11 protein-coding genes are annotated in these 12358 nt (G+C 41.4%); all 11 read right to left on the bottom strand.

What is annotated here, in order from left to right:
* Positions 1-33 precede the first annotated feature (33 nt).
* The 11 genes from P4361_RS19540 to P4361_RS19490 all read right to left on the bottom strand — a co-directional run bounded on the left by P4361_RS19540 (position 34) and on the right by P4361_RS19490 (position 12128).
* Positions 34-1248, bottom strand: a complete 1215-nt coding sequence (locus tag P4361_RS19540; protein ID WP_328090610.1) for a M20 family metallopeptidase — start codon at positions 1246-1248, stop codon at positions 34-36.
* Positions 1245-2234 (bottom strand): P1 family peptidase, encoded by a 990-nt coding sequence (locus tag P4361_RS19535; protein WP_328090609.1) that lies wholly within the window; start codon positions 2232-2234, stop codon positions 1245-1247. Before P4361_RS19535 ends, P4361_RS19540 begins: the two co-directional genes overlap by 4 nt.
* The gene (locus P4361_RS19530) at positions 2234-2791 is read right to left on the bottom strand and encodes an ECF transporter S component (protein ID WP_091009811.1); all 558 of its coding nucleotides are present in this window, start codon (positions 2789-2791) and stop codon (positions 2234-2236) included. Before P4361_RS19530 ends, P4361_RS19535 begins: the two co-directional genes overlap by 1 nt.
* Before the next feature lie 48 nt (positions 2792-2839).
* The gene (locus P4361_RS19525; protein WP_328090608.1) at positions 2840-3688 is read right to left on the bottom strand and encodes an energy-coupling factor transporter transmembrane component T; all 849 of its coding nucleotides are present in this window, start codon (positions 3686-3688) and stop codon (positions 2840-2842) included.
* Positions 3689-3690: 2 nt separating this feature from the next.
* Positions 3691-4557: an energy-coupling factor transporter ATPase gene (locus P4361_RS19520; RefSeq protein ID WP_328090607.1), complete on the bottom strand. Its 867-nt coding sequence runs from the start codon at positions 4555-4557 to the stop codon at positions 3691-3693.
* On the bottom strand, positions 4554-5417 hold the full coding sequence (locus P4361_RS19515; RefSeq protein ID WP_328090606.1) for an energy-coupling factor transporter ATPase: 864 nt from the start codon (positions 5415-5417) through the stop codon (positions 4554-4556). The genes P4361_RS19520 and P4361_RS19515 overlap by 4 nt, the downstream gene beginning before the upstream one ends.
* Positions 5418-5447: 30 nt before the next feature.
* The gene (locus P4361_RS19510; RefSeq protein WP_328090605.1) at positions 5448-6773 is read right to left on the bottom strand and encodes an MFS transporter; all 1326 of its coding nucleotides are present in this window, start codon (positions 6771-6773) and stop codon (positions 5448-5450) included.
* Positions 6774-6819: 46 nt separating this feature from the next.
* Positions 6820-7593, bottom strand: coding sequence for an SDR family NAD(P)-dependent oxidoreductase (locus P4361_RS19505; RefSeq protein WP_053358234.1), 774 nt, complete (start codon positions 7591-7593; stop codon positions 6820-6822).
* Positions 7590-9038, bottom strand: coding sequence for an aldehyde dehydrogenase family protein (locus tag P4361_RS19500; RefSeq protein ID WP_328090603.1), 1449 nt, complete (start codon positions 9036-9038; stop codon positions 7590-7592). The genes P4361_RS19505 and P4361_RS19500 overlap by 4 nt, the downstream gene beginning before the upstream one ends.
* A 15-nt stretch (positions 9039-9053) precedes the next feature.
* Positions 9054-10139: a tartrate dehydrogenase gene (locus P4361_RS19495; protein WP_328090602.1), complete on the bottom strand. Its 1086-nt coding sequence runs from the start codon at positions 10137-10139 to the stop codon at positions 9054-9056.
* Positions 10140-10292: 153 nt separating this feature from the next.
* Positions 10293-12128 carry a sigma-54 interaction domain-containing protein gene (locus P4361_RS19490; RefSeq protein ID WP_328090601.1) on the bottom strand — a complete coding sequence of 612 codons (1836 nt, stop codon included), beginning with the start codon at positions 12126-12128 and terminating at the stop codon, positions 10293-10295.
* Positions 12129-12358 lie beyond the last annotated feature (230 nt).

The following is a 12358-nucleotide window of genomic DNA, read 5'->3' as shown; positions in this document are numbered from 1 at the left end:
TCTTGGACAGCCCCTTTAATGATTTGTTAGGAGCTATTTCAAAAAATTATGTGCGGAAAGAGTGTAAAGTTTCACAGTTTCAACAAGTTCTTTAATATCAACATATTCATCGGCATGGTGCGGGATATACCGATCACCTGCTCCTGTTGTAACGATTGGCACCCCTGCAAGATGAAGAAAAGTACCATCTGTTGCACCTGGTACACCGTTAAAAACAGGATCCTTGCCCGTAACTTGGGTATATGCCTGTGCCATCGCTTGTACAACTTCATGATCTTTTGGCGTCTCAGTCCAAGGACGGTCTTCAATCAGTTCGAGTGTTGCTTTAAAATCATCATCATCTTCACTAAGCCGCTCAATAATATCTTCAATTTTGCTTCTTAATTGTTCGTGCTCCTGTCCCGGTACCGTCCGAATATCAAGAGTGGCCATACACTGTGCAGGAACTACATTGATTTGCGGCTCCCCCTTTACTGGTGCTTGGAGAATTGTAGGCGTGATACTTGGCCATCCGAGATAAGGATGTTCTCCCAGTCTTTCTTTTTCTGTTTGTTCCAGTTTATCCAATTCTACGATTAATTTAGCCATTCTTGTAACAGGATTTATTCCTGTGAGCGGCATAGCGCCATGAGCCATTTTTCCATATGTGTTCAAAACGATCCTCATCGCACCTTTTTGGGTAATGCATAGCTGATTCTCCTCTGGTTCACAAATAATGGCTCCATGCACATCATTCGCCCAGCCATTCTTTATAAAATGTTTAATACCAATCATCATGCCTTCTTCGTCACATGGGATACAAAGTATAATTTTACCTTTGAATGCTGCGCCTGATTTTTTCATAGAATGAACAGCAGAAATTGCAGCCGCTAAATTCCCTTTTGTATCACAAGAACCTCTTCCATAAATTTTACCGTTACTGATTTCTCCCCCAAAGGGGTCATACGTCCAGGAGTCCAGGTCTCCTTCAGTTACCACATCTGTATGCCCCTCAAACAGAAGGGTTTTTCCGGGAATACCAGAGTCATAGATTGCTATAACATTCGGGCGTCCAGGCACTACTTCTTCATAGTAAACTTCTAATCCTATGTCCTTAAGATAATCAACGATGAAACGGGCTACCTTTTCTTCGTTTCCGTCTTCAAGATTTGGGCGATAAACACTTTTAATACGGATAAGGCTTCTTGTCAGTTCGACTACTTCTTTTTCATCAACATATTGGAGAATAGATTCTATAGCAGTTGTCATTGCTCCCTACCTTTCCAAAGTGATTTTTTGACATCTTTACTTGATGGAAAGTTCTTGATCCCTTCAGCCTTCATAATGGCCTGGATGACTGCCTGTGCTAAAACGTCTGCAGCAATGGTTCCAATCAGATCAACAGAAGCACTCATATCTCCAGCAGCCAAAGAAAATATGGTGTCCCCATCATACATCGTATGCACAGGATAAATCGTTCTCGCTAATCCGTCATGAGCCATGGAGGCTACTTTCGAAGCTTGTGACTTCGTTAACTTAGCATTGCACGCGACAACTCCGATCGTTGTATTCGTGCCAGCAGTCAATGGAATTTCAGGTTGCTCAATCATCCATTCTAAGCTGCTTCTTATATTCCCTTGGTCATCTCTTGCACCCGCAATGACTTCTCCAGTTTCAGGATTTCGAATCTCCCCTATGGCATTAACGGCAACAATAGCGCCCACAATTAAACCACTGGGCAAAATTAAAGACGCCGAACCGAGACCTCCCTTCATTGCTCGATGATGGCCAGCTACTTTACCAACCGTGGCCCCGTATCCTGCTCCTGAATTACCAAGTGGAAAATGTCCCCTTTCCGCGTTGGATGCTGCCTGATAACCCATTTCCCGATCTGGCCTTGCCGAAGGGTCACCAACAGGCAAATCAAAAAGGACTGCTGAGGGAACAATCGGAACAACTCCTACTCCAACATCCAAACCAATCCTTTTATCCTCTAAAAACTTCATGACCCCGCTTGCTGCATCCAGACCATAGGCACTTCCTCCCGCCAGGCAAATACCGTGCACTTGCTCAACGAGATTCAGGGGATGAAGCAGATCCGTTTCCCGAGTCCCTGGAGCAGCCCCCCGAACATCCACACCACAAACGGCGCCTTTTTCCATTATTAAAACAGTACATCCTGTATAACCTATACGGTCTTCTTCATTGCCGATTTTAATGCCAGGGACATCCGTAATATTTTGAAAACATTTCACTACATATCTCCAGAAATCTTGGATTTTCTGTTCCCGCTATGATCCAGTTTTTTCCAAGCTGCAACTACTGCCAGGGTAATGATAACGGAGACTATAGCTTCCGGTATGCCATTAGTAACCGCAATTGTAACCGCAACACCCGGTGCAATATAGCCTCTAACCACCGCCATGATTAAAACGAGGAGCGTATTGGTAAAAGCTCCGATAAAGCCAGCCACTCCAATAGCGGCATATTCGTTGACTCTCCGAAGTGAAATATAAGAGAAGTAAGCAGTGACACCAATAAACAATCGAGGAAGGATGGCCACTAGTGGATCCTTGAATAGTGGTATCGTTGCATCCAAAAAAGATGAAACACCGAAGATTAATCCAATAACCAGTCCAACAAATGGCCCTTGCATAACTCCTCCAATGATTGCAGGAACATGCATGATGGTTGCATTTCCTGCTGCTGTTGGAACAGGAATAAAACCTAACCGAGTGACACCAAGCAAAATAGCTACCGCTCCTAAGACACCTGCAATAACAATCTTTCTTGTGGTTAATCCTCTTTCCATTCGATTACCCTCCTTATTTTTTAAAAAATGATAGTTTGGTAGTGATCTCTAGTAGGGAAAAGGGAATGCTAGTAAGAATGCAGCGAATAAAATACAAAAAAGAATAGCTATATAATCTTTGGTTTGAGCCTTATACTTTGTGTAAATTGACCGTTCACTTCCTGGTGTATAGCACCTTGCTTCCATTGCGAGCACTAAGTCCTCTGCCCGGGACATAGCAACATTGAATAATGGAATAATAATAGGGAATACATCTTTTGTTCTTTGGATAATTCTCCACCAGGCACCCGTTCCAAACTCCGCTCCTCTTGATGCTTGGGCCTTCATCATTTTTTCCATTTCCATAGCAAACGTTGGAACAAAACGGATTGCTATCGTAATAATCAGCGCAAATTCATGAACCGGAAACTTTACATGCTTTAATGGTCTTAATAAACTCTCAATCCCATGTGTAATTTGTGTTGTAGAAGTACTTAAGGTTAGTACACTGCTTAAAAAGATGATCTCGATAAAACGAAAGGCAGAAACGACGACTAGCCTTATGCTGTCACTTGTTATCAGGATAAATCCATAATCCACTAAAACCGTTCCACCAGAAGCAACTTTGGTATAGAACAACAATTGCAGCACGGCTAATATCAAAATGAATGGGATTGCAGGCTTGACCCCTGATAAACCATAGTTAATGGGAATACGTGACATGTAAAATAACCAACAGGCAAAAGCAAGAGCAATAATATTACCTCCGTAGGTGTCACATACAGCCATTGCAATGACTAGAATCGTGAAGGCTAAAAGCTTTACGCGGGGATCCATACGATGAACAAGTGAACCAGTAGGCAAGTACTGGCCAATCGTTATATTGCGTGTTAATTCAAATTCAAAACCAGCCAACATTATCACCTCCTATGAAGGATAGAAACGATTTCCTGTGCGGCAGACTCCATTTCATATGCTTTAAGATTGACTGGATAACCCCGTTCTTTTAGACGTGCGAGAATCTCTACAGTTTGAGGTGCTCCAATATGGTGTTTAGCTAGGGTTTCCGAATTACCGAAAATGTCTCGGGGTGTTCCTTCAACCAGATTCTTCCCTTCTGCCAACACATAAATCCTTTGAGCTAAATAGGCCACTTCCTCCATGTTGTGAGAAACAAAAATGACTGTCATGTTCTCTTTCTCGTTCAACTGACCTATTTTGTGCAAAAGTTCTTGTCTCGAATGGGGGTCAAGACCTGCTGTAGGTTCATCTAATACCAAAATTTTGGGTTGTAATGCCAGAACACCGGCCAAAGCAACTTTTCTTTTTTGTCCACCGCTCAGGGCATAGGTCACCCGGTCTTTCAGTTCCTCAAAAGAAAGGCCGACCAATTCCATTGCCCACTTGACACGATCCCTCACTTCTTTTAATGGGAGTCCCATTTTTAAAGGGCCATACGCGATATCATCACCGATCAGCTTTTCGAAAATCTGGTCTTCAGGGTTTTGAAACACGAGGCCTACTTTTCTTCTCAAAGCTTTTACATCAAGTTTTGAATCAGATAAATTTTGGCTATCCACCAATACTTCTCCGCGCTGAGGACGCATCAAACCGTTGAAATGCTGAATTAACGTGGATTTGCCGGATCCCGTATGACCAATAATCGCGATGCATTCCCCTTTTTTCACTTGTAAATTAATCCCTGAAAGCGCCTGGTACTCAAGAGGGGTCTTTTCCATGTACGTATGATATAAATCTTTCACTTCTAAAATGGGAAGATCACTCATCCTACAATCACCCCTCTTTTGGCTGATAGACGTACAACTTCTTGGACAATCTCGTTATTCTGGATTAAGTCTGCCTGAAATTCTTCGTCGTATTCATGAATCAATCTTGCTAATTGACTGGCAACAGGAACATCAAGCTTCAATTGATGCAACAGTTCATACTGCTGAAAGATTTCTCTGGGCGGGCCGTCCAATACAATCTGGCCTTGTTCAATAACGATCACCCGGCTGGCCTCTGCTACTTCCGACATATGGTGGGTAACGGATATTATGGTCATTCCGTCGTTATTCAGTTTGCGGACAACTTCCAAAATATCTCTTCTTCCATGAGTATCCAGCATACTGGTAGCTTCATCAAGCACTAAACAATCTGGCTTCATCGCAATGATTCCCGCAATGGCGACCCGCTGTTTTTGTCCGCCTGATAGGTGATGAGGCGGTCTTTTTCGAAACTCGCTCATCCCTACTGCTTCCAATGCATATTCAATTCTTTCTTTCATCTCGGATACGGGTACTTCAATATTCTCTAAACCAAAGGCGACATCGTCTTCAACGATTGTCGCAACAATCTGGTTATCGGGATGCTGAAATACCATACCTACCTTTTGGCGAATCTCCCGGATTACATTCGTTTCCTTTGTATTGTAACCGCTTACCAACACATCGCCATTACTTGGCTTAAGAATTCCATTCAAGTGTTTTGATAGGGTGGACTTGCCGGAGCCGTTATGTCCAACAATCGCAACATATTCTCCTGGAAAAATATCAAAAGTAACTCCATTCAATACCGGTATGGAAGTATTGTTATTCACACTATATTCAAAACTAAGGTCGCTAATTTGAATAAGAGGTTTTGTCATTAAAATCCCCTTTCCCCTATGCTCTGTTAACTACAACGTTTTCGTTTTTACCAGGGGTTCATCAGCCTTCATAACTGAGTTTTGCTTTTTTAAACTGAAAACTAGCAAACTCGTCATTATTAAACTAAAGCCTAGAAAAAATAGCCCTGCCTCCATCTTTCCAGAAGCATCTTTTAAATAACCGATCATGTAAGGTCCGACAAATCCTCCTAAGTTACCAATCGAGTTAATCAGTGCTATTCCTACTGCTGCTGAGGCTTCTGTCAAAAATAAAGCAGGGAGTGACCAGAAGGGACCAAAAAAACTGTAGATTCCAACGGTTGCAATGGACATCATTAAAATAGAAAGATAAGGATTAGACGTCATCCCTGCCCCAATTAAGCCTAGAGCCCCCAATAAAGGAGGTAGAGCCGTAAATAATCTTCGCTCACCTGTTCGATCTGACCGTCGGGCCCACCAAATCATACAAATTCCTCCAGCAATGTAAGGCACCATTGAAATAAGGCCGACTTGGGTGTTAGTGAGCAACGAAGAGAATGATTTTATGATGGTCGGCATCCAAAATCCAATGCCGTATAGACCGATAACCAGCGTTAAGTAGATGAGTGATAGTTTCCAAACCAGAGGGTTGGTTAGCACTTCACGAGTTGAATGGTGTTTCAGGCTCCCTTTCTGTCCGTTTTCATGTTGAATTTCCTGTATGAGCCACTCTTTTTCTTCTTTTTCCAGCCAATTTGCGTCTTGTGGACGATCCGTTAAGTAAAAAAACGTAACAATTCCAATGATGATTGCAGGTATTCCTTCTAAAACGAACATCCAGCGCCATCCAGGCATCCCTGCCCAATTAATAGAATCCATGATCCAAGTAGATAATGGAGCTCCAATGATATTTGAAGCTGCAAGAGCTGTCATAAATAAGGCGAAGGCTCTGGCCTGCTCTTTTGACCGGAACCAGTAGGTAATATATAAAATAACTCCTGGAAAAAATCCCGCTTCCGCTACTCCTAAAAGAAAACGCAAAACATAGAGGTGTGCAGCACTCTGAGCCCAAGCTGTCATAATAACAACTAATCCCCAGCTGATCATGATCCGTGCGATCCACTTTCTTGCTCCTACTTTGTGCAAGAGTATATTGCTGGGAATTTCAAACAGAAAGTATCCAAAGAAGAAAATACCAGAGATTAAACCAAACGTAGAGCTTGCCAGTGCTAAATCTTTGTTCATATCTAATGCGGCATATCCAAGGTTTACTCGGTCAAGAAAGGCTACAATGTATAACAAAAAGATAAACGGAATGATTCTCCAAAATACTTTTTTTGTTGTACGCTCTTCAATTGATACATTAGGTTGATGCATATAAACCTCCCCTTCTTATTCTGTTTTCTTAATACTTAAATTCAGACTAGATTCCCCGGCCGCCATCGACATTCATAATTTCTCCAGTGACCGCTTTTGCTAGATCAGAAGCTAGATATAAAGCTGCCTCCGCAATATCCTCCGGTTGAATCAAAGTGCCAAGAGGGACGCTGTCGAGAAAAATTTTCTTTTTGTCTTCCTCAACCTTTTCCTCATCACCAGGTAAGAATTTTCCCAGCATAGGAGTTTCAGCTGGTCCTGGATTAATGGCGTTAACCCGGATTTTATAAGGAGCTAATTCAAGTGCCAGTGCCTTGGTTAACATGATCGCCGCCCCTTTCGATGCACAATAAGCGTTTAATCCAGGTCTGGCCCGTATTCCTGCAATGGAAGCGATATTAATTATCGATCCTTTTCTCATTTTTTTCATATGAGGAACAAGATGCCGTGTGGTCAAAAAAATCGATTTCGCATTGACGTTCATAATCTTATCCCATTCACTTATGCTCATTTCTTCAATGGGAGTGAAAAACTGAGGAACTCCCGCGCAATTTAGCAGGACGTCTAAATTTTTGTATTTATCGACGGCTTCATTGACCAGGTATTGGACACTTTCATCATCTCCCACATCTGTCTGAACGACCATTACTTCTCCTGCTTGTCCTATTTCTTCGGCTGTAAGGTTAGCAGCGTCTCTGTTTAAGTCTGCTAACACGACCTTTGCTCCTTGGGCTGCAAACACCTTAGCTGCAGCTTTCCCCATTCCCGAGCCAGCCCCAGTAATGATAGCTGTTTTTCCTTCTAGCAATCCTGCAGTCATAGATTCATCACCACCATACGTTCATCTGTCATTTCCTGAATGGCGTAATGCGGTCCTTCTTTTCCAATCCCGCTGTTTTTCACACCGCCATATGGCATTACATCATTACGATAAGTTGATACATCATTTATGATTACCCCGCCGTATTGCAAAACTTTAGCCGCTCTCATCGCCAGCTGTAAATCACGGGTGAAAATGCCAGCCTGCAACCCATACTCTGATTGATTGGCACATTGGAATGCTTCTTCAATATCCTGATAAGGAATGATACTAACAATGGGAGCGAACACTTCCTTACATACCACCTTCATCTCAGATTTCGTGTTGACGAGTACTGTTGGAAATAATAAGGCACCTTCCCTTTTTACTGGCAACAAGGATTTTGCTCCTTGTTCAATGGCTTCATTCACCCATTTCTCTGAACGAATGGCTTCTTTTTCACTGATCATCGGACCAACGTCTGTTTCTGCTATTTCTGGATCGCCCACCTTCAATAGTTGTACATAATGTAAATAATGCTCTGTAAAATCATTCAGGACAGATTGATGAACATATAGGCGCTGAACAGCTATGCATGCTTGTCCAGCGTTGTGAAAACTGCGGCTCGCCGTAAGTTTCGCAGCTAACTCTAAATCTGCATCACTATGAACAATGTTTGGGGAATTGTTGCCCAGCTCAAGAGCTACTGGCCTTAAACCGCTTCGTTCTTTAATATGCCTTCCGACTTCACCTGAACCAGTAAATGTATACATCGCAATGCGCTCATCTTCCAAGAGCCATTCACCAACCTCACTGCCTGCACCGGTGACGATGTTTACATAGCCTTTCGGAAGACCTGCCTCCTCCAAAAGATCCACTAGCTGAAATGTCGCCAGCGGGGTAGTGGTAGCAGGCTTAATTACAATGGTATTTCCAGCAGCAAGAGCGGGAGCAATTTTATGAACCCCTAACAGCAAAGGGTAATTGAATGGAGTAATAACTCCAATAACCCCTTTTGGGACACGAATGGTAAAGCCTAACCGGTTATCTGCCCCTTCCGTCGCCTGCAGCGGAATCATTTCTCCGGCGATTCTTTTGGCTTCTTCTGAGGACAAACGGATCGTGTTAATCGTTCGATCAAGTTCTCCCGCCGCATCTTTTTGGGTCTTACCCACTTCTTTTACTAATGAGAGTTCAAAATCCCTGCGTCTCTCCTCCATTAAATCAGCTGCTTTTGAAAGAATAGTAGATCGCTGGAAGGCTGTTAATTTGTCGGTCTTAAAGTTTTTTTCAGCCGCAGACACTGCCTGATCCACATGATGCTTACTTGCTTTAGCGATGTTTGCAATCACCTCCCCTGTGTACTTATGATAAACAGGAATGGTTTGTTCGGTTTGAACGTGTTTTCCATCAATGTACAAATAGAGTTTTTTATCATTCAATAATGAAGTTTGTGTCTCGGTCATCCTTCATCCATCTCCTTAATTAAAATTCATACTCTTAAACGTCATTTGTTCATGAATGGCACTTCCAAATTCACTCGTCGTGTTTTTCCCGCCAAGATCTGGTGTTGATACCTTTCCTTCAAGGAGTACCTCTTCGATCGAGTCTACAATTAAGTCCGCAACTTCAGAAAAACCAAGATGCTCCATCATTAAGCTGATACTCCAGATCTGAGCAATGGGATTGGCTATTCCCTTTCCGGCGATGTCGGGCGCAGAACCATGAATCGGTTCAAACATTGAAGGGTACGTTTTTTCAGGGTTAATATTTCCTGAAGGGGCTAGTCCAAGGCCACCTACAATAGCTGCCCCAAGATCAGTTAAGATATCACCAAAAAGGTTACTTCCTACAACAACATCAAGTTCTTCAGGCCGTGTAATAAAATAGGCCGCCAGTGCATCAATATGATAAATATCAGTTCGTATAGATGGATGATTCCGGCTGACTTCCTTTACGATTTCATCCCAGAAAGGCATTGAGTGATTAATACCGTTCGATTTAGTAGCTGCGGTCAGCCGTTTTTTGGTTCTTTTTTCAGCCAAGGAGTAGGCATATTTGATCACTCGTTCGGTTCCATATCTAGTAAACACATTGTTTTGTACTGCAAGTTCAAAGGGTGTATTCTCGTGTATCCGCCCTCCCATGTTGGAGTATTCTCCCTCCGTATTTTCACGGACTACTACAAAATCCAATTCATCATGCGCTTTATAACGAAGAGGGCTGTCCAATCCTCTTAGAAGTTTAATTGGACGTAAATTGATATATTGCTGAAAAGTCCTCCGAATAGGCAAGATCAGCTCCCAAACGGATATGTGGTCAGGTACAGATGGGGCTCCTATCGCTCCAAGCAGTATGACATCGTAATCCCGCAAAATTTCCAAACCATTTTCAGGCATCATCTTTCCATGTTTTAAATAGTAATCACAATTCCAATCAAAGGAGTCGATAGAAAAATGAATCCCTCCGTGAAGTTCCTCAATCCTTTTTAATGTTTTTAACCCTTCTGCCATCACTTCAGGCCCAATTCCATCTCCAGGTATGGCGGCAATCGAAAAATGCTTCAAGTTATCACCTCATTTTGTTCTGTTAATGATAATTACTTTGCAAGTTTCGTGCCAATTCTGTTAATTTTAAATTTTCTGAACTTATCACGTAAAAAAATAGTATGCGAAGAGAATTTTTGTCGCGTTTTACAACAAACGTTTCAAAATAAAACATCATAATCGGTATTCTTTCATTTTCCTCCAAAGAGTTGACCGGTCAATCCCAAGAGCATTTGCTGCCTCTGCTTTGCTCTCATATTTTTGAAGTGCTCCTTGAATTAACTCTTTTTCACTCTCTTTTATTGTTATTGCACTGCTCTCTATTGTTCTTGTGTTGTTCTTCCTAAGCTTAGGGTAAAAAAAGGAAGCATCTTCAGCCAAAATTTCTGTTCCTTTTTGCAGTAAAACAATTCGCTCCAAGACATTTCTTAATTCACGGATGTTACCCGGCCAGTGGTAATGCTGCAAAACAGAAATAAAATCTTCTTCAACTTTTACTATTTGCTTGCGATGCATTTCGTTGATTTGCTCAATAAAATGTCCGGTAAGTAAAGGGATATCCCCCAGTCTATTTCGTAAAGCTGGCAATTCAAGAGAAAGTACATTTAACCTATAATATAAATCTGTCCTAAATTTCTTCTTGGTAATTCCTTCTTCAATATTTGAATTTGTGGCTGCAATAATTCGAACATTAACAGGAATCGTTCGTTGTCCGCTAATTCTGCGTACAGACCTTTCCTGAAGAACACGCAAAAGGTGCGCCTGTATCTGCAAGGGCATTTCGCCAATTTCATCCAAAAACAGGGTCCCTCCATGTGCTAATTCGAAGAGTCCTTGTTTACCGCCTTTTCTTGCACCTGAAAAACTTCCTTCTTCATAGCCAAACAATTCACTCTCCAGGAGACTTTCAGGAAAAGCTGCACAATTAACAGCAACAAAAGGACCAATAGCACGGCTGCTTTCCAGATGGATCCCTTGAGCAAATAATTCCTTACCTGTTCCAGACTCTCCTGTAATTAGAACCGTTGCATCTGTTTTCGAAAAGATCTTTGCTTGTTCTTTGGCCTCACGGATCTCTTTTTCCTCTCCAATAATATCCTCGAGTCTATATTTAGCTTCTAATCCGTTATCATGCAACTTTTTCCTTAGTTTCATTTCCAGCCTTTGCAGGTCAGTGATTTCCTTAAAATTAGATACAGCTCCTACCACAGTATGGTTAAGAATGACTGGAAAACGATTAATAATAATTTGCCGATCGAGAATCTTAGCAACATCCCCTATTTCTTTCCTTCCAGTCTGGAGCACTCTAAGCATATCCGAGTGCGGAATAAATTCCGTTATGTACTTTCCAACGACTTCACCTTCAAGTCCTAAATACTTTTTTGCATTTTCATTGGTTAGAGTTATTTTCCCTTGGCGGTCTACCGCTATTAATCCATCATGAGCAGAATCGGCGATGGCTTGTACCTGGTATTTTTCTTTGAACATCTCTCTGGTGACACCCAAGAGATTTATTGCCTGTCTTATAGAGGAAAATACGGTATCCATTGATGGTTGAACATAATATAGGTTCTCTTTTGTTTGTTGGGCAATGGGCAGATGACTTTCCCAAGAAGGAATTAGGAAAGATGTGTTTATCTTTGCATTTCCAAAATCGATGTTGTCTTTGCTGCAAATTTCAAATGTTTTATTGTAAATCATTTGATTCTCATTATCCAGCCATTTTTTTTCATCATTTGATACGATAATGAGTGGGTTTTTTCCAAGAAGATCGTACTCGTCTATCGTTTTTTTAAAATCACTTAAGTGCAAGGACAAGGGGACAATGGGAATCGAAAATGATTCAACCTCGTTTAAATAGATGGAAGGGGTAATAAGGACAAATGGATTCATAATATGATCTATGACTGTTTTTCTTGAATGAAATGAGGATGTTTGAATGCCACTCTTTATTAATATGTGAGTAATGAATTCCCCCAGCTCTTTATCCACTTTGTATAAAGCAATCATTGATCAACCTCTTTTCTTATAGGTTAAAATAAAAAAGGAGCGCTTATCATTTTGCTAATTAATTTTAAATCTAGTGTAACATAGTTATTTTTCAACTTATCTATTTAATAATACGTTTTCTATCGTTTTACTTGGTAGCTAAAAATGACTAACTAAAAATAATATAAAAAGCCTTTCTCTGACGTTACAGAAAAAGGCTTTTTATATACTCTTTTGCAAAGGCTTTAATA

The sequence above is a fragment of the Fictibacillus sp. B-59209 genome (assembly GCF_036216745.1).
GTDB lineage: Bacteria > Bacillota > Bacilli > Bacillales > Fictibacillaceae > Fictibacillus_C > Fictibacillus_C marinisediminis.
The sequence above is the reverse complement of the archived record's forward strand: the minus strand, read 5'-3'. Positions and strand labels throughout refer to the sequence as shown.

Excerpts from the sequence above, each read along its gene's own strand:
- P4361_RS19540 (WP_328090610.1), bottom strand. The coding sequence starts at position 1,248 with ATGACAACTGCTATAGAATCTATTCTCCAATATGTTGATGAAAAAGAA.
- P4361_RS19530 (WP_091009811.1), bottom strand. The coding sequence starts at position 2,791 with ATGGAAAGAGGATTAACCACAAGAAAGATTGTTATTGCAGGTGTCTTA.
- P4361_RS19525 (WP_328090608.1), bottom strand. The coding sequence starts at position 3,688 with ATGTTGGCTGGTTTTGAATTTGAATTAACACGCAATATAACGATTGGC.
- P4361_RS19520 (WP_328090607.1), bottom strand. The coding sequence starts at position 4,557 with ATGAGTGATCTTCCCATTTTAGAAGTGAAAGATTTATATCATACGTAC.
- P4361_RS19515 (WP_328090606.1), bottom strand. The coding sequence starts at position 5,417 with ATGACAAAACCTCTTATTCAAATTAGCGACCTTAGTTTTGAATATAGT.
- P4361_RS19510 (WP_328090605.1), bottom strand. The coding sequence starts at position 6,773 with ATGCATCAACCTAATGTATCAATTGAAGAGCGTACAACAAAAAAAGTA.
- P4361_RS19505 (WP_053358234.1), bottom strand. The coding sequence starts at position 7,593 with ATGACTGCAGGATTGCTAGAAGGAAAAACAGCTATCATTACTGGGGCT.
- P4361_RS19500 (WP_328090603.1), bottom strand. The coding sequence starts at position 9,038 with ATGACCGAGACACAAACTTCATTATTGAATGATAAAAAACTCTATTTG.
- P4361_RS19490 (WP_328090601.1), bottom strand. The coding sequence starts at position 12,128 with ATGATTGCTTTATACAAAGTGGATAAAGAGCTGGGGGAATTCATTACT.